This is a genomic window from Aeromonas sp. 30P, from assembly GCF_051919805.1.
Taxonomy (GTDB): Bacteria; Pseudomonadota; Gammaproteobacteria; order Enterobacterales; family Aeromonadaceae; genus Aeromonas; species Aeromonas veronii.
The window spans coordinates 1,088,995-1,106,046 of record NZ_JBQBEA010000001.1 but is presented as its reverse complement, the minus strand read 5'-3'; the positions used below and the strand labels follow the sequence as shown (position 1 = coordinate 1,106,046).

The window sequence follows — 17,052 nt, the reverse complement described above, 5'->3', positions numbered from 1 at the left end:
ATCCGCAATCGACACCGAGGGCTATCTTTAAGGGGTGTTTGACCACAAGGAGTTATCTCTATGAGCCTGAAATGGAAGCACCTCGCCCTGGCCACTCTTCCCTTGTTCGGCATGTCGGCCGCTCAGGCGGCAGTGTTGACCAGCCTTGAATGGCCCCCTTACACCAGCGCCAGCCTCCCTGAGCAGGGCAAGAGCAGTCAGGTGGTGACCGCAGCCTTTGCCCTGGCTGGCGACCCGCTGACCATCAAGTTCTATCCCTGGCAACGGGCCGTGGACGAGGCGACCAACAACCCCGAGGTACTGGGTTATTTCCCCGAGTATCTCGACCCCAAGAGCAGCTGCCTCTTCTCCGACCCCATAGGTAACGGCCCTCTCGGGTTTGCCCAGCGAGCCGATCAGCCGGTCACCTGGCAGAGCCTTGATGACCTCAAGGGCAAGAAAATTGGTGTCGTCACCGGCTATGTGAATACCACCGAGTTCGACGAAAAAGTGGCCAGCAAGGCGCTCTCGGCCGACGCCACCAGCTCGGACAGCCAAAACCTGCTGAAACTGGGCAACGGTCGGCTCGATCTGGCGGTTATCGACCAGAATGTGATGACCTATCTGCTGGAGAGCGATCCCCAACTCAAGGATGTTGCCGCCAACCTCGGCTTCAACGGCAAGATCCTCGAGGACAAGTCCCTCCACGTCTGCTTTACCAACTCCGCCAAGGGGAAAGAGGCGCGGGACAAATTCAACAAGGCGCTGGCCAGCGACGAGGTGAAGAAGCTGATGAAGTAGCGATACCGCATCCGCTCGCAGCCCCAAACAGCCATAAAAAAGCCGCCTCTTGCGAGGCGGCTTCTTCATTCAACTTGATAACCGGCGTTATCAGGCAATCAGCTTGTAGATGATACCGGACATGGCGATCAGGCCGATGATGGTCACGAAGCCGTTGCTGATGTTGCCAGCGTATTTGCGCATGGCCGGAACCTTGGTGATGGCGTACATCGGCATCAGGAACAGCAGCATTGCGATGATCGGGCCGCCCAGGTCTTCAATCATGCCGAGGATGCTCGGGTTGATGGTAGCGATGGCCCAGGTGGTCAGGATCATGAACACGGCAGTGACTTTGTTCAGCTGCTTGGTGTCAACGTTCTTGCCCTTCTCGCGCAGCGCCTTGGCCATCAGACCGTTCATGCCTTCTTGCGCCCCCAGGTAGTGACCCAGGAAGGATTTGCTGATGGCAACCATGGCGATCAGCGGAGCCACAGTACCGATAACCGGGTTATCGAAGTGGTTGGCCAGGTAGGACAGGATGGAGATGTTCTGTTCTTTGGCAGCAGCCAGGTCAGCCGGGGAGAGGCTCAGTACGCAGCTGAATACGAAGAACATAACGGTCATCACCATCATGACGTGGGCACCCAGCAGGATGTTGCTGCACTTCTTCTCGGCACCTTCACCGTAACGACCTTTGTTGTCCACCGCGAAGGAGGAGATGATCGGGGAGTGGTTGAAGGAGAACACCATTACCGGGATAGCCAGCCACAGGGTCTTGATGAAGTCACCGTTGAAGGCGTCGGACAGGGCCGGAGCTTCAGTGATGATGGCACCGTTCCAGTGCGGGATCAGGTAGAACGCCAGACCCATCAGGGTGAGCACGAACGGGAATACCAGCACGCTCATCGCTTTGACGATAACCTGGCCGCCCAGACGAACAACCGCCATCAGACCGAGGATCAGAGCCAGTGACAGAACGGCACGGGGAGGTGCAGACATGCCCAGCTGGTGAACAATCACGCTCTCGACGGTGTTGGTGATGGCGACTGAATACATCAGCACGATCGGGTAGATGGCAAAGAAGTAGAGCAGGGTGATGAATTTGCCTGCGGTCTTGCCGAAGTGCTCTTCTACTACTTCAGTGATGTCACCATCACGGGTAGAGCCGGACAGCACGAAGCGGGTCAGACCACGGTGAGCAAAGAAAGTCAGCGGCAGCGCCAGGATCAACATGGCAACCAGCGGCCACAGGCCACCAACACCGGCGTTGATTGGCAGGAAGAGCACACCGGCACCGATCGCGGTACCGTACAGACCCAGCATCCAGACCACATCGGCCTTGTTGACGCCGCGGGAGGTGTTGCTGGCTAAACGACCATCAGCTGCAATATTCATGTCAGACATACGTTGTTCCTGTCATCTAGGAAAATGGGATTCTTGTTTGGTCGGGCCTTGGCCCGGTTCCATCTCCCTGGAACGCCTGCTGTCCGTCCTTGATAATAACCTCTCGCCCCCCGGCAACCTGGCCATCACTCCTTGTGACAACAGGATTGCAACAAACAACAGTGCGAGATTTTGACCCTGAGGGTCGGCGCCCGTCTCACTTAACAACCAATTAACGTGCGCCACTCTTGATGGGCTGACTTTAATTAAATGCCCTTATTAATCACAGCGTTTTTTTGAATTAATCAACCAAAGTTTGATTTTGGTCGCCTTTCGGACGACCAAGATCACACTCAAAGCGCCTTATTGTGAGTTTTTTTTAACAATTCAACTTAGTTTCACTGGAATCAATGGTCTACGAGCAGCTACATATTTGCAACAAGCCACCCATTTAGCGCGGATTGTCTGCAGCACGGCCTTGGCGTACCCTTGTGACTCACGCCTTTTTGTTGATTGATGATGACTATTACCCGTACCGATCTCGCCGAACTGGCAGTGTTTGCCGCCGTCGCCCGTCACCGCAGTTTCAGCAAGGCAGCCCTCGAACTCGGGGTCTCCGCCTCCGCCCTCAGCCACAGCCTGAAGGGGCTGGAAGCCCGTCTGGGAGTACGGCTGCTCAACCGCAGCACCCGCGCCGTGGTACCGACCGAAGCGGGCCAGCGCCTGCTCAAGCAGCTGCTCCCCACCCTCAATACTCTTGAAGAGGCGCTTTGCGAGCTGGCCCGCAACAGCGATGAACCGGTGGGGCGCCTCAAACTCTGCGCCCCCCGCGGCGCCATCGACAGCCTGCTGGCACCTGTGCTGATCGACTATCTGGCCCGTTATCCGCGGATGCAGGTGGAGGTAGTGGAGCAGGAGCTGATGCCCCGACTGATTGAAGATGGTTACGATGCCGCGCTCTTTTATGGCGATCTGCTGCCCAAGGAGATGATCGGCATCCCCCTCGGCCCGCCCCAGCGTTATCTGGTGGTGGGCTCCCCGGCCTATCTGGCGGAGCACGGTACGCCGGAGCACCCGAGCGAGCTGAGCCGCCACGCCTGCATCGGCTATCGCCTCACCCCGCACCACCACTATCGCTGGGCCTTTGCCGCCGACGGCACCATGCTGGAGATCGAAGTGACCGGGCCGCTCACCACCAGCACCCCGGCCCTCTATCTGGGCGCCGCCGAGGCGGGGCTGGGGCTCGCCTACTGTCTGGAAGAGGAGGTAAGCCAAAAGGTCGCGGAGGGGAAACTGCTCACCGTGCTGGAACCCTGGTGTCCCACCTTTGCCGGCTTCTACCTCTTCTATCCCAGTCGGCATCAGCTGGGCAGCGGCCTGCGCATCCTGATCGACATGCTCAAGGCTCACTATCAAAACCCCGGATTAGTGAGTAATACTCAGCAATTCATCAAGTGAAACCCTGATTATCACCAAATAAGTATTAATCTAGACTAGCTGTTCGATAATCGAACTCCCCGAGAGAACAGATATGTCTGCCTATTTAACACTGCGGCAACGGGCCATGACCCGTCGCTTCTGGGCTTACGCCCTCCCCTCCATTCTTGCCATGCTGGTCTCGGGGGCCTACTACCTCATCGACGGCATCTTCGTCGGCCACTATGTCGGTGCCGCTGGCCTCGCCGGGATCAACCTGGTCTATCCGGTCATCATGGTGCTGATCGGTCTGGCCGCCATGATCAGCATGGGGGCGGCCACCGCCATCTCCTTCCAGCAAGGGGCGAAAAACGACAAGCTGGCCCGTCAGGCGCTGGTCAACGCCCTCTGGCTGCTGGCCGGTCTCGGGGGAGTTGCGCCGGGGCTGCTCTATTACACCCACACCGATATCCTGCTGGGACTGGGGATTGAACAGGGCACCGAGACCTGGAAACAGGCGAGCGACTACCTCACCTGGATTGGCGGCGGTACCCTGCTGCTGGCCAGCAATCTGGCGGTCCCCTATCTGCTGCGCAACGATGGCCGCCCGAAACTGGCCATGGTGCTGGTGAGCAGCGGCGCCGTGCTCAATATCATCCTCAACTACATCATGGTGGGTCGGCTGGGGCTGGGATTGATCGGTACTGCGCAAGCCACCCTGATGGCAGAGGGTGCGGTGAGCCTGATCGGCCTTGGCTACTTCTTTACCCCCTGGGCGCGGCTTCGCCTCAGCTGGCGGGATCTGGTGCCCAACCTCCCCGCCATGCCGCACCTGCTCTTTACCGGTCTGCCGAGCCTGATTGCCCAGTTCAACCTCGGGCTGCTCTTGATGCTGCACAACAGCCAGCTGATGGTGTATGGCAATGTGAAGGATCTGGCGGGTTTTACCGTAGCCGGTTACACCGAAGCGGTCTTTATCGTCATTCTGCAGGGGCTGGCGTTTGGCATTCAGCCGCTGATCAGCAAGGCAGCGGGGGCCAAGCGCCATCGCAACCTCAAGTACCTGATGGAGATGGGGCTCAAGTTCACCTTTATCTACGGCATGCTGGTGTGGCTCACCATCCAGCTGCTGCCGGGACAGGTCGCCATGCTCTATACCGGCGACAAGGATCCCGAGCTGCTGGCCGCCGCCATCAGCAGTCTGACCCTCAACCTCGGCGCCATTCCGCTGGAGGGGATCATCATGTTCGGCATCGTGCTGCTGCAATCCATGGCGCGTACCCGTCAGGCGCTGGTCATCTCCATCGCCAAAACCGTGTTGCTGCTGCCACTCATCTTCCTGCTGCCGCAACTGTGGGGTCGTGATGGGGTGTTGATGGCCCAGCCCGCGACCGTGCTGCTGCTCACCCTGCCGCTCTGCTGGCTGCTGTGGCGCGAGTGGCTGCGCCTGAAGATGGCCTGCGCACCAAAAGCCAAACAGCGCCCACAACCGGCCCGCGCACGCGCCGCCGTCCAGCTGGCCCGTTAAGGCCACCCATCCCGCGTAGCAATAAAAAACCGGCATCCCCTGATGCCGGTTTTTGCTATATGGATGGGTCTGCCTGCTCTTACACAGGGATTCAGGCCAGCACTGCTGCCCACACTTATGCCAATACTTCTGGCCTGAGCTGGGCCATCAGCCCCGGGTTGTCGGAGTAATCCACCGGGATCGCCACCACCGCAGGCCCCTCCACCGACAGTGCGGCCCGCAGGGTGGCGCGCAGCTCGTCGGCCGAACGCACCGCGAAACCGGCCGCCCCGAACGATTCGGCATAGCGTTTGAAGTCGATGGGACCAAAAGAGACGCCTGAGGTGCGGCAATACTTCTGCTGCTCCTGCATCGCGACCATGTTGTAGCCGTTATCGACCCAGATGATGTGGACGATATTGCTCTTGAGCCGCACCGCCGTCTCCAGCTCCATGCTCGACTGCATAAAGCTGCCATCCCCCGATACCGAGATAACCTTCTCACCCGGCCGCACCAGCGCCGCACCGATGGCCCACGGCAGTGCCACCCCCATGGTCTGCTGACCATTGGAGATCAACACCTGACGAGCGCGGAAGCTGTAGAGGTAGCGGGCAATCCAGATATGGAAGCTGCCCATGTCGACGCAGAGGGTCATGTCGTCGCGCACCAGATCCTGCAGCTCGCGCACGATACGCAAGGGGTGAACCGGATTGCCGTGCAGATCGTCGGCCCGCATCGCCAGTCGCAGTCGCTGCTGGCGAACCCCTTGCAGCAGCCGATCCACCTCGGGGGGGCGGATTTTCGGATTGCCCATGATGCGGGTCAGCTGCAACAGGTTGGCGCGGATCGACCCCACCAGCTCGGCGGTCGGGCAGTAGCTGCTGTCGATATCGGCAGGCAGCACGTCGATGGAGGATGCGCCGCTCCCGGTCGCCATTCCACAGCACGGGGTCGTACTCGATGGGGCTGTAGCCGATGCAGATCACCAGATCGGCCCCGGCCAGCAGCTGATCCCCCGGCTGGTTGTTAAAGAGCCCCACCCGTCCGGCAAAGTCATCGAAGTGGCAGCTGTCCACCACCCCGGCAGCCTGATAGGTACCGGTCACCGGCAGCCGCGCCTTGTCGAGGAAGGCGCGTACCGCTTCGGCATTCTCCGGCCGGCTCGCCATCAGGCCGAGCAGCACCACCGGATTCTGGGCGTTGCGCAGCAGGGTCAATGCCTGCTCCATATTCTGCTCATCGGCACAGCCCGGCTCAGGCACTTCGCGGGGCACCAGCACATTGCCCTGTACCGGCTTGTTGATGATGTCCATCGGCAGGCTGACAAACGCCGCCCCCGGCCGTCCCAGCTCGGCGGCGCGAAAGGCGTTGGCCATCACTTCCGAAATTGCCGCCCCGCTGTTGACCTGGGCGCTGAACTTGGTGACCGGACGGCAGAGGTTGACCGTATCCATGCTCTGGTGGGTGAGTTTGAGGCCATCGGCACGGCGCACCGCACCGCCCAGCGCCACCATGGGGTCCCCCTCCGAGGTGGCCGTCGCCAGCCCGGTAATGAGGTTGGAGCAGCCGGGGCCCGAGGTGACTAGCGCCACCCCCGCCTTGCCGGTGAGACGCCCCACGGCGGCCGCCATAAAGGCGGCGTTCGCCTCGTGGCGCACCACTATGGTCTCGATGGGGGAGTCCTCCAGCGCATCGAACACCCGGTCAATCTTGGCCCCCGGGATCCCGAACACCTGCTTGACCCCTTGCGCCTCCAGATGACGAACCACCAGCTCGGCACCGCACTTCCACTGTCTGTTTTCCATGTTATTGCTCCTTGTCTATCAGCCTTCGGCGGCCTGAATGGCGCGATCGAGATCGGCGGGGTTGAGGTCGGCCTGCCGGAAAGCGGGATCCGATGGCAGGGCCAGATTGAGGTGACGCACCACAGAAAGTCGCAGGGTGCCGTGGGCCATGGTGTAGTCGAGCAGATGGCCGCCTCCCTTGCGATCGGCGGTGATCATGTGTTCGTGAAAGCCTGCCACATTGACCCCCTGCACGAACGGCGGGCAGCGAAAGCCCACCAGGGTTCCCGCCACCGCGGCAAAGCGGAACAGCGGCTGCTGTTCGATGGCTTCCAGCATGGGGCGATAGGGGGGCTCCTGCCGCGGCACGGTACGGACCTTGGCCATTTCAAACTGGCCGTCGAGGCGCAGGGCGACGAAGACGTTGTCGGATCCCACCAGCCGATCCACCCACTGGTGGATCTCGTCACGGCTGAGGGGATGGTCGAAGCGACGCTCCAGACAAGGGCGAAAATGGGTCATCACCGCAAAGGGGGTCTTCTGATCGGCGCGGGCGGGACGGGCCGAGCCATCGGAGCGCAACTGGTGGATCTGGCGCTCGAAGGCGATCAGCTCGCCATCAAGGTGGTTGAAGGTGCCGAGGCCAAAGTCGCCGTGGCGCAGCAGTTCGCTCATGGTGGTCTCCCCTTCGTAGACCCCCGCCAGCAGGGCGCTCATCAGGGAACTCTGGTAGATCTCGCCACCATCATGCTGCCTGCGCCAGCGGGAAAACTGCTGGCTTACTTCGAGGGCACAGCTGCACCCGGCACTGTCAGATGTTGCAATATGTTCCATTCGGGTTTCACCTCCACCGTGAATCCTGTTAGCGTTCGGATCCAATGGTGACTTGGTTCACATTTCAACACCAATACGCTGATCCCATGACTTTGAGACTCAATCGATATGGAACTTCGTACGCTCCGCTACTTCATGGCCGTTGTTGAAAAGCAGAATTTCACCCGTGCAGCCGAATCACTCAACATGGCCCAGCCGCCGCTGAGCCAGCAGATCCGCAAGCTGGAAGAGACCCTGGGCACCCCGCTGCTGCGCCGTTTGACCCGCAGTGTCGAGCTGACCGAGGCGGGCGAAAGCCTCTATCGGGATGCGGCGCAGATCCTGGCGCTGGCCGATGCGGCAAAACTGAAGGTAAAGCGGATTGCCCGGGGCGAGCAGGGGGCACTGCGGATCGGCTTTGCCGGGTCCACCGTGCTCCACCCCGCGGTGCTGACCCTGCTGCACGACTATCGGGAGCGCTACCCCGAGGTGGCCCTCAGCCCGCAGGAGGGCACCATGCCGGCACTGGTGGAGGCGCTGCGCAACGATCGGCTGGACGCCGCCATCTTGCGGCTGCCCTGCCGGGGTAGCGAGGGCTTTGCCCATCACCTTATCGAGCAGGAGCCGCTGCTGATCGCCCTGCCGACCAGCCACCCCAAGGCCAAGCCGGGCCCCTTGTCACTGGCCAGCCTGAAGGACGAGAGTTTTATTCTGTTTCCCCACACCATCGGGCCCGGGCTCTATGACGGCATCGTGGGCCTCTGTCGGGAGGCCGGCTTCGAGCCGATATTGGGGCCCGAATGTCCGCAGGTGATCTCCACCGTCGGCATGGTGCAGGCGGGCTTTGGCGTGACCCTGGTGCCCAGCTCGGTGGCGGCGCTGCGCCCACTCGGGGTCAGTTACCACCCCATTGAGGGCAACGGCATGATGACCAGCATCAGTCTGGCGACACGGCCACACCCAGGTAGTGCCGTGCTGCGGCACTTTATCGCCCAGATCCGTGCCGCCCAGATACGACAAGGCCTCCCGAAGGAGGCCCTGTTGAACAAGCTTGAACCGGTTTGATGACCAGCTTGCCTGATGCGACAGCTTATTTGACGGTACTGCTTATTTGACAGTCACTCGGGCAAACTTGCGCTTGCCGACCTGATAGACGGCGGTACCGGCACCGATGAGTGCCTTGCCATCTTCCAGCTTCTCGCCATCCACCTTGACTGCGCCCTGCTTGATCATCCGCAGCGCTTCGGAGGTGGTGGCCACCAGATCGGCCTCTTTCAGCAGGTTGGCAATGGCCAGACCTTCGCCTTCCAGAGCCAGCTCGATTTCCGGCATTTCGTCCGGGATGGCGTTCTTGGAGAAGCGCTGGGTGAAATCTTCGTGGGCCGCTTCAGCCGCCGCTTCGTCGTGATAACGGGCGATGATCTCTTTGGCCAGCCAGATCTTCACGTCGCGCGGGTTGAGAGTACCGGCAGCGATGCCCGCCTTGAACTCTTCGATTTCGGCCAGCGGACGGAAGGAGAGCAGCTCGTAGTAGTTCCACATCAGATCGTCGGTGATGGACATGATCTTGCCGAACATCTCGCCCGGAGCGTCGTGGACGCCGATGTAGTTGCCTGCGGACTTGGACATCTTCTTGACGCCATCCAGACCCACCAGCAGCGGCATCATCAGCACGCACTGGGTCGCCATGCCGGCATCTTTTTGCAGCTCGCGGCCCATCAGCAGGTTGAACTTCTGGTCGGTACCGCCGAGCTCAACGTCCGCCTTCAGCGCGACCGAGTCATAGCCTTGCAGCAGCGGATAGAGGAATTCGTGAATCGCGATGGATTGGCCGCCGGTGTAGCGCTTTTTGAAGTCGTCACGCTCCATCATGCGGGCCACGGTCTGCTTGGCCGCCAGCTTGATCATGCCGGTCGCACCCAGCTCGCTCAGCCAGGTCGAGTTGTACTCGATGCGGGTCTTGGCGGGGTCGAGGATCTTGAACGCCTGCTCGGCATAGGTGAGGGCGTTGTGCTTGATGGCCTCTTCGGAGAGCGGCGGACGGGTAGCGTTCTTGCCGGAGGGATCTCCCACCATGGCAGTGAAGTCACCGATCAGCAGGATCACTTCATGGCCCAAATCCTGGAAGGTCTTCAGCTTGTTGAGGATCACGGTATGACCCAGGTGAATGTCGGGGGCGGTCGGGTCCATGCCCAACTTGATGCGCAGCGGGCGCCCTTCCTTCAACTTGGCGACAAGTTCTTCTTCAACCAGAATTTCTTCCGCTCCGCGCTTGATCTCGGCTAGCGCCACCTCGAGCTGGGACATTTTTTGACTCTCCATCACGATTCCACAGGGCCAAACATATTACTGGAATGGCGGGCCAATTGGAAAGGCTGTAAAATCCGTCCATTCTGCCCGACTTCATCTGCTTCTCATGGTTATTTGGCACGCCTTCAACGCACTCCCCCACTGGCACCGCAAGATGGTGCTGATCTTGAGCATCATGATCATGATGCTGGCTGCCTGGCCAAGCGAACAGGCAGTAGCAACACGGGTCGATGAAAACGGCAACGAGATTGCCCTGCGGGAACCGGCGAACGACAACGCACTGAACGACGAGCTGACTGCCGAAGCCGCCAAGCCCGTTACCCCGCCCAAGCCGCGCTACATCACCAAGCAGGTGAAGGTGCGCCGTGGCGACAACATGGGGGTGATCTTCCAGCGCATTGGCCTGAGCACCACAGATCTGCACCTGATCGATCAGCTCGAGGGCAGCGATCCCCTGCGGATGCTGCAACCTGGGCAGGAGCTCACCTTCAAGCTGACCGAAGATGGCCAGTTGCACAGCCTCTATTACCCCCACAGTCTGGAGCAGGCGCTCAAGGTGAGCCGCAAGGAGGAGACCTTTGTCGCCCGCAACGTCAAGATCGCCCTCGACACCCGTGAACAGGTGAGCAAGGGGGAGATCCGCTCCAGCTTCTGGGGCGCCGCGGTGGATGCGGGTATGACCGAAGATCAGATCATGGACTTGGCCGCCATCTTCGGCTGGGACATCGACTTTGCCCAGGACTTGCAGCCGGGAGACAGCTTCCGGGTGGTCTATGAAGACAAGTTCCGCGACGACGAGCGGGTCGCCTCCGGCGACATTCTGGCGGCGGAGTTCGTCAACCAGGGCACTGCCTACCGCGCCGTGCTCAATGAAGATGGCAACTACTACACCCCGGAAGGGAAGGCGATGCGCAAGAGCTTCCTGCGCGCGCCGGTCAACTTCAAATACATCAGCTCCAACTTCAACCCGCGCCGCCTCCATCCGGTAACCGGCAAGATCCGCCCCCATAACGGCATCGACTACGTGGCGCCGGTGGGCACCCCCATCATGGCGGCGGGCTCAGGCAGCGTGGTGGCTGCCGGTTACAACCAGTTCAACGGCAACTACGTCTTTATCAAGCATGCCGGCAACTATGTGACCAAGTACCTGCACCTCTCCAAGCGCACCGTCAACAAGGGACAGCGGGTGAAGCAGGGGCAGACCATCGGCACTCTGGGTGGCACCGGCCGCGTCACCGGCCCGCACCTGCACTACGAATTCGTGGTAGGCGGCATTCACAAGAACCCGCGCACCCTCACCCTGCCGCAGGCAGAGACCCTGAGCGGACGCGAGCTGGCCAACTTCAAAAAGCTGGCGATGCCGCAACTGGCCAAGCTCGACAACCCCGAGCTGCAGCTGGCCCAGAACAAGCGGGATAGTCGCGGCAACTAAGCCATCAGGGCTGGCAGGGTGAAGGCCCTGCCAGCCCCTTTTATTGAACCCGCGCCAGGCAATCAGATTGAAATGAGTCCACTTTCAGACATAAGATGAGATGGAACACCGGGAGCGGCATGTGGCATGGAAGCAAGGGCTTATCTATCCTGTCTCTCTCACTCTTTTTTCGGTCCGCATTGAGGATGCAACATGGTTGAGCGTTATATCGGTCTGATGTCAAAGACCACGCCATGTGGCATGGGATGAAAGCCGTTCCCCTCTTCACCCTCTCTGCACACCGTATTTTCGAACAGCAATGTAAGGAGACACCATGGCTGAGCGCTATATCGGTCTGATGTCGGGAACCAGCATGGACGGCATTGATGCCGTGCTGGTGATGATCGCCGGGGATGAACTGCGGGTCGAAGCGGCGCTTTGTCACCCCTGGCCGCAAGAGACCGCCCGCACGCTGCATGCACTCTGCACCACGGGCGACAACGAAATCGACCGCATGGGGGTGGCCGATAATCTGGTGGCGCGAGAGTTTGCCGCCGCCACCCACGCGCTGCTGGCCAAGGCGAAGCTTGAGCCCAAAGATATTCGCGCCATCGGCAGCCACGGCCAGACCATCCGCCATCGCCCCCAGCTTGGCTTTACCTTGCAGATCGGCAACGCCGCCCTGCTGGCCGCCCTGACCGGCATCGACGTTATCGCCGATTTTCGCACCATGGATATGGCCCTCGGCGGTCAGGGGGCGCCGCTGGTGCCCGCCTTCCATCAGGCACTGTTTGCCAAGCCCGGCGCCTTGCGGGTGGTACTGAACCTCGGCGGCATCGCCAATATCTCGGTGCTGCCGGGCAATCCGGGCGGGGTATATGGTTTTGATACCGGCCCGGCCAACACCCTGCTCGATGGCTGGTATCGCCGCCATCAGCCCCACGGCGGCAGCTATGACGCCGGTGGCAAATGGGCTGCCAGTGGCAAACCCATCCCGGCCCTGCTGGAGAAGCTGCTGGCTCACCCCTACTTCGCCGCCCCCGCCCCCAAGAGCACCGGACGTGAGATGTTTACCCTCGATTGGCTCGATGGCGAGCTGGCAGGTACTTCATACGCCCCCGTGGATGTGCAGCGCACCCTGCAGGCGCTCACCTGCCACAGCATCGCCCGCCAACTGCCCGCCCGGCCCGAATCAGTCGGTGCCAGCCAGCCGAAAGCCGAGCTGTTTGTCTGCGGCGGCGGTGCCCATAACGCCCCCTTGCTGAAGGAGCTGGCCAGCCAGCTGCCTGCATGGCGCATCGCCAGCACCGCCGAGCTGGGCCTTGCCCCCGACTGGGTGGAAGGCGCAGCCTTTGCCTGGCTGGCCATGTGCTTTGTCCACCACAAGCCGGGCAATCTGCCAGCCGTCACCGGCGCCAGCCGTCCGGCTGTGCTGGGTGCGCTTTATCCCGCCTGAGTGATGACAAGGGGGCTGCGGATCAGTGTGCCCCCTTGAACAGACGCACAACCTGTTGCCGGATCGGTGCAAACAGCGGGGGCTTTGGCGGCTCCAGATTGATATGGCGCCGCCCGGCACGGGTTTCACAACGAAGCAGATTCTGGATGTAGTGGTGGTGGGAGCGATGGATCAGCTGTGAGGCTTGATACGCCCACAGTCTGGGCACGCCCCACAGGGTGCTGGCAATCGCCCCGACGATGCAGAAGAAAGCAGGCTCCTGAATTCCCATCCGGCTGGCGTTCTCCAGCGCCTCCTTGAGCGAGTTGGAGTGGGCAATACAGGTCATGATATTGACCATGAAGGCGTCGTAATCATCCTCCCCACCCTTGCCAACACGCGCCGTCAGGGTCGCCGCGGGCTGATAACCAAACTGATGGCCGATATTTTCCAACACCGTATTACGCTGGCGGATCACCTTGCCATAAAACATCAGCATCACCATGCAGTCGATCGCCTTGCACAGCGCCTCGTAGTGGGGATGGCTCTTCTTGGGACGCGGCGCCGTGGCGAGGGCCAGCTCTTCAGAGATGGCCAGCAGGCCCACAGGTACGGCGGTGCTGACAAACGAGAGATCAATCGACAGTTCCAGCCCCTCCTCCCCTTCCATGCGGGCCACAATCACATGTTCGCCAAACAGCCGACGCTGGCGCTCGATAAAGGCGCCAAAGACCAGCTCACGAAACTGCTTTTGCGGATAAGGGGTATCGAGCAGGCTCTCGATGGTCATGATGGCGGCGGATACCCGGCCGCGCAGTCGGTAATCGGCAGGAATGGGAAAGCTCTTTCCCAGGCGAGGAGGTAACCGCTGCCCAGATGTTTGGCAATACATATCGCCCAGAACGAAACCCAGCATAAATCCTCCACAGTCAGGTAATGATGATCGCGATGCGATCTCGCTTGCCAATCCTGGGCAATGGCCTGCCGGTGCATCGATGCTCTCCGTCAGGGCTCCTTGATTACCTTATTAATCATACGATTAATAGCGAGTGAAAAAAGCGACCTGACTCGCAATCACGCCACTAATTAACAGTTTCATCAAGAAACCATAAAAAGCGGTCGATAAATCCATTTCTTGACGGATTTACCTTTAAAAACAACATATTGAACTTTGTGCCTGCGAAATCACCTGAACTGTTCATGAGCCCTGAAAACCATCCCAATCATCACAACCAGCCACAGATAAGGGGGAGGTCAGACAAAGCCGCAAAAAAGTGGAAGAAGCGACGACGCGGGGCAACCCCACCCATCGGGGGATGCAACCAGAGTGAAGAGACTCGTATTGCCACCACCGTCCCTCATCCAGCACCACCTCTCATCCATCGCCATCTCTTATCGAGCGCCACCGCTCCCGCACATCGTCACGCCAACGCCATGATCCGCACTCCTGTGCAGCAGGAGCAGATCCGCCGTGCAAATTCATGGCATAGAATTTTATGGCATTAATAACAGATCCAGGCTGCCAGCAAGGCGTCACCGAGTATGCCGGAATAATCATTAACAGAGAGGAATGCAAAAGCCGTGAATTATATTCCAGAGGTATCTTTAATAAGGTGGATATGCATATTCACGGGAATTTTCATAGCCCCTTAAAAAAGCTTAAAACAGATATCCATGCACCATAATATGCATTATTTGCACATCGGCGCATAATATTAACCCTTTATTTACACGCCAATATCCCGAAGAGGGGAAGAGCAAACCCAGTCAGGGCAAGGCTGTCCGCCGGTTAGGCACCATTTGCACACAAATTGGCTCCTATTTCGGGTGAATTGAATAGCAATATGATTAAATTTGCGCCAATTGAGCCATCTCATAGAAATGCAATCAGCGGTTTGCAACCCCTGATAGCCACTCATAGAATCGCAGCGTCTGAAATATCTACCCTGTCCTCTTCTCCCTTATTCCTCTCAGTAATTGAGTGGATCACAAATAATAATCGGGGATGCCGCCGCTGGCGCAGTGGCCGTGGCGTACAACAAGATGGGGTAAACCTGTACCTGAATGAACAACAAATATTAAAAAGAGGCATATCTATGAGTGGCACCATCATCAAGTCGGCAAGAAATACCCCCCATGCCCCCCAGGATCTGGGCCCCAGCACCCAAACGGTGGCGTTTTCTCATTACAACAATATCTCGGCCCAGCTGCCGGTCGATCCCGCAACCGGCAAGATGGTGAGTGGCGATGTCACTGCGCAGGCCAGACAGTGCCTGAGCAACCTCAAGGCGATCATCGAGAGCATCGGCCATGTGATGGACGATGTGGTCAAAGCGACCATCTTCCTGAAAGAGATGGCGGATCTGGAAGCGGTCAACGCCGTCTATCGCGAATTCTTCCCGGGCTATCTGCCGACCCGCACCACCCTTGCCGTCGCCGCCCTGCCGCTGGGCGCGCTGGTGCAGATCGATGCCATCATCTCCAACGGCGAAGGTACCTTCCCGCAAGATCCTTGCCCGCTGGTTAAACTGGCCCGCAACAGTGACAAGGCGCCACACAACCCGCTCTCCACCCACACCGTGGCCTTCTCCCACTACAACAATATCGGTGCCCAGCTGCCGGTCGAGGCCGCCTCGGGCCAACTGGTCGCCGGTGGCATCAAGGTGCAGGCGGGTCAGTGCCTGCGCAACATCAAGCACGTGCTGGAGAGCATCGACGTGCCGTTTGACGATATCGTCAAGGTCACCGTCTATCTGACCAATCTGGCCGATCTGGAGGCCGTCAACGAGGTCTACACCACCTTCTTCCCCGACTCCGCCATTGCCCGCGCCGTCGCCTATCTGCCCGCCCGCTCGGTGGTCAGTGCCGCCGCCCTGCCCATGGGGGCACGGGTGCAGATGGATGCGGTCATCTCCCACGGTGACGGCACCCCGCCGCAACTGGTGGAAGACCGTCACAATCTGGTGATCCGTGCCCGCAATACCGACAAGGCACCGCGCAGCCCGCTCCATTGCCAGACCGTCGCCTTCTCCCACTACAACCATCTCTCTGCCCAACTGCCGATTGACCCAGCCACCGGCAAGATCCTGGCTGGCTGCATCAAGGAGCAGACCGCCCAGTGCCTGAGCAATATCAAAGCGATTGTGGAGAGCATCGGCCATGTGATGGACGATATCGTCAAGGTCAATATCCAGCTCGGCAATATCGCGGATCTGGCCGAGGTGGATGCCATCTATACCAAATACTTCCCGGCCTACCTGCCGGCCCGCACCGTGATCGCGGTGCGCGAACTGCCCGCCGGCGCCCTAGTACAAATTGATGCGGTGATGTCCAACGCGGAAAGCACCCCGCCGCAGGTGTAAGGGTTGCGATAAATAAAAAGAGACCGGCTGATAGCCGGTCTCTTTTTAGGTAACAGGAGGGGACATGATTTTTATGGCATCGTCTTAAAGAACGCGAACGTCCGATTACGCTTCGCTAATCGAACCTACGGGCTATTCTAATAATAAAATACTACGCAGTCGTTTATCCTGCTTTATCTCCTTTACCAAAAGCATACCCTAATGCCAAGGTAATAATTGGAACAAAAACACTCCATAATTTGGTAATTGAATCAAGTAGAATTTCACCGCTAGAGATAACACAAAAAGATCTAATAAATATCAATATACTCAGGCCTGAAGCAATTATAAAACTCCAAGTGATTGTCATCCATATAAATGAATCTTTAGCATTTCGCCCAGTTCCTATATGGTCAGCTATTTTACCTGCGATTTCATTATTAGTTAAAGAACCAGACCTTAGATCTTGTTGTGTGGATTCTTGTTGAGGCGCGGATAAAGTACCATTCATAATTAGCCAACCATTAACATGAAAGTATAACCAAACTGACGGATATTAGATTGCAGTGTATTTACATACCACGTTGCAAACAACTTTTTATCTCCTAAAGTGCCTATTTCAGTTGGTTCTAATTTCCCTTCACCCAATCCATTATTAAAATTATATAAATTAATTATAAGTTCATTATTAATCACTGCAGCATCAAATCGAACACCTGAAGAATCAGATATAAACTTATATTTGATAACTAGATTGGCAAGTTCAAATTTAACCTCTGTTGAAGATAAATGTACAATGCCAGATGCAATCACCTATATCCAGGTATGGTCACTCTAACTGGGAAATTATTGCTATTATCAATCATGACACCACCTTTTTATAAACTGTCAGC

At 58.7% G+C, this 17,052-nt stretch carries 13 protein-coding genes and 1 pseudogene; 7 read left to right on the top strand and 7 right to left on the bottom strand.

Annotated features, from left to right (window positions below; translation table 11 throughout):
- Positions 1-60 precede the first annotated feature (60 nt).
- Positions 61-780, top strand: coding sequence for a substrate-binding periplasmic protein (locus ACTG2B_RS05305; RefSeq protein ID WP_043818930.1), 720 nt, complete (start codon positions 61-63; stop codon positions 778-780).
- A 90-nt stretch (positions 781-870) separates the two neighbouring features.
- On the opposite strand, the gene ACTG2B_RS05300 is transcribed toward ACTG2B_RS05305, so the two are convergent.
- Positions 871-2,163, bottom strand: a complete 1,293-nt coding sequence (locus ACTG2B_RS05300) for an HAAAP family serine/threonine permease (RefSeq protein ID WP_005338498.1) — start codon at positions 2,161-2,163, stop codon at positions 871-873.
- Positions 2,164-2,661: 498 nt separating this feature from the next.
- Between ACTG2B_RS05300 and ACTG2B_RS05295 the strand changes: the two genes are divergently transcribed.
- Positions 2,662-3,600: a LysR family transcriptional regulator gene (locus tag ACTG2B_RS05295; protein WP_042055187.1), complete on the top strand. Its 939-nt coding sequence runs from the start codon at positions 2,662-2,664 to the stop codon at positions 3,598-3,600.
- A gap of 73 nt (positions 3,601-3,673) precedes the next feature.
- Positions 3,674-5,086 (top strand): MATE family efflux transporter, encoded by a 1,413-nt coding sequence (locus tag ACTG2B_RS05290; protein WP_439995307.1) that lies wholly within the window; start codon positions 3,674-3,676, stop codon positions 5,084-5,086.
- A gap of 115 nt (positions 5,087-5,201) precedes the next feature.
- On the opposite strand, the pseudogene alsS reads toward ACTG2B_RS05290, so the two are convergent.
- Positions 5,202-6,870, bottom strand: a pseudogene (gene alsS, locus ACTG2B_RS05285) (acetolactate synthase AlsS).
- 18 nt (positions 6,871-6,888) lie between these two features.
- On the bottom strand, positions 6,889-7,683 hold the full coding sequence (budA, locus tag ACTG2B_RS05280) for an acetolactate decarboxylase (RefSeq protein WP_005349809.1): 795 nt from the start codon (positions 7,681-7,683) through the stop codon (positions 6,889-6,891).
- 108 nt (positions 7,684-7,791) lie between these two features.
- Between budA and ACTG2B_RS05275 the strand changes: the two genes are divergently transcribed.
- The gene (locus tag ACTG2B_RS05275; protein WP_439995306.1) at positions 7,792-8,727 is read left to right on the top strand and encodes a LysR family transcriptional regulator; all 936 of its coding nucleotides are present in this window, start codon (positions 7,792-7,794) and stop codon (positions 8,725-8,727) included.
- 42 nt (positions 8,728-8,769) lie between these two features.
- Here the strand turns inward: ACTG2B_RS05275 and tyrS are convergent, their stop codons facing one another.
- Positions 8,770-9,969, bottom strand: a complete 1,200-nt coding sequence (gene tyrS, locus ACTG2B_RS05270; RefSeq protein WP_005347884.1) for a tyrosine--tRNA ligase — start codon at positions 9,967-9,969, stop codon at positions 8,770-8,772.
- A 109-nt stretch (positions 9,970-10,078) separates the two neighbouring features.
- Between tyrS and ACTG2B_RS05265 the strand changes: the two genes are divergently transcribed.
- Together ACTG2B_RS05265 and ACTG2B_RS05260 are read left to right on the top strand one after the other, a co-directional pair.
- A complete protein-coding gene (locus ACTG2B_RS05265) occupies positions 10,079-11,404 on the top strand; it encodes a peptidoglycan DD-metalloendopeptidase family protein (protein WP_439995305.1) in 1,326 nt (441 codons plus the stop codon).
- Positions 11,405-11,717: 313 nt separating this feature from the next.
- Positions 11,718-12,839 carry an anhydro-N-acetylmuramic acid kinase gene (locus ACTG2B_RS05260; protein ID WP_439995304.1) on the top strand — a complete coding sequence of 374 codons (1,122 nt, stop codon included), beginning with the start codon at positions 11,718-11,720 and terminating at the stop codon, positions 12,837-12,839.
- 22 nt (positions 12,840-12,861) lie between these two features.
- On the opposite strand, the gene ACTG2B_RS05255 is transcribed toward ACTG2B_RS05260, so the two are convergent.
- On the bottom strand, positions 12,862-13,734 hold the full coding sequence (locus ACTG2B_RS05255; protein ID WP_439995303.1) for a hypothetical protein: 873 nt from the start codon (positions 13,732-13,734) through the stop codon (positions 12,862-12,864).
- 1,180 nt (positions 13,735-14,914) lie between these two features.
- On the opposite strand from ACTG2B_RS05255, the gene ACTG2B_RS05250 reads away from it, so the two are divergent.
- Positions 14,915-16,180 carry a RidA family protein gene (locus ACTG2B_RS05250; protein ID WP_439995302.1) on the top strand — a complete coding sequence of 422 codons (1,266 nt, stop codon included), beginning with the start codon at positions 14,915-14,917 and terminating at the stop codon, positions 16,178-16,180.
- 163 nt (positions 16,181-16,343) lie between these two features.
- Here the strand turns inward: ACTG2B_RS05250 and ACTG2B_RS05245 are convergent, their stop codons facing one another.
- The gene (locus ACTG2B_RS05245) at positions 16,344-16,670 is read right to left on the bottom strand and encodes a hypothetical protein (protein ID WP_439995301.1); all 327 of its coding nucleotides are present in this window, start codon (positions 16,668-16,670) and stop codon (positions 16,344-16,346) included.
- 2 nt (positions 16,671-16,672) lie between these two features.
- Positions 16,673-16,972: a DUF6864 domain-containing function gene (locus tag ACTG2B_RS05240; RefSeq protein ID WP_439995300.1), complete on the bottom strand. Its 300-nt coding sequence runs from the start codon at positions 16,970-16,972 to the stop codon at positions 16,673-16,675.
- Positions 16,973-17,052 lie beyond the last annotated feature (80 nt).

What these genes read in the sequence shown, in the direction of transcription:
- ACTG2B_RS05305 (WP_043818930.1), top strand. Translation starts at nt 61, where the DNA reads ATGAGCCTGAAATGGAAGCACCTCGCCCTGGCCACTCTTCCCTTGTTC.
- ACTG2B_RS05300 (WP_005338498.1), bottom strand. Translation starts at nt 2,163, where the DNA reads ATGTCTGACATGAATATTGCAGCTGATGGTCGTTTAGCCAGCAACACC.
- ACTG2B_RS05295 (WP_042055187.1), top strand. Translation starts at nt 2,662, where the DNA reads ATGACTATTACCCGTACCGATCTCGCCGAACTGGCAGTGTTTGCCGCC.
- ACTG2B_RS05290 (WP_439995307.1), top strand. Translation starts at nt 3,674, where the DNA reads ATGTCTGCCTATTTAACACTGCGGCAACGGGCCATGACCCGTCGCTTC.
- budA (WP_005349809.1), bottom strand. Translation starts at nt 7,683, where the DNA reads ATGGAACATATTGCAACATCTGACAGTGCCGGGTGCAGCTGTGCCCTC.
- ACTG2B_RS05275 (WP_439995306.1), top strand. Translation starts at nt 7,792, where the DNA reads ATGGAACTTCGTACGCTCCGCTACTTCATGGCCGTTGTTGAAAAGCAG.
- tyrS (WP_005347884.1), bottom strand. Translation starts at nt 9,969, where the DNA reads ATGTCCCAGCTCGAGGTGGCGCTAGCCGAGATCAAGCGCGGAGCGGAA.
- ACTG2B_RS05265 (WP_439995305.1), top strand. Translation starts at nt 10,079, where the DNA reads ATGGTTATTTGGCACGCCTTCAACGCACTCCCCCACTGGCACCGCAAG.
- ACTG2B_RS05260 (WP_439995304.1), top strand. Translation starts at nt 11,718, where the DNA reads ATGGCTGAGCGCTATATCGGTCTGATGTCGGGAACCAGCATGGACGGC.
- ACTG2B_RS05255 (WP_439995303.1), bottom strand. Translation starts at nt 13,734, where the DNA reads ATGCTGGGTTTCGTTCTGGGCGATATGTATTGCCAAACATCTGGGCAG.
- ACTG2B_RS05250 (WP_439995302.1), top strand. Translation starts at nt 14,915, where the DNA reads ATGAGTGGCACCATCATCAAGTCGGCAAGAAATACCCCCCATGCCCCC.
- ACTG2B_RS05245 (WP_439995301.1), bottom strand. Translation starts at nt 16,670, where the DNA reads ATGAATGGTACTTTATCCGCGCCTCAACAAGAATCCACACAACAAGAT.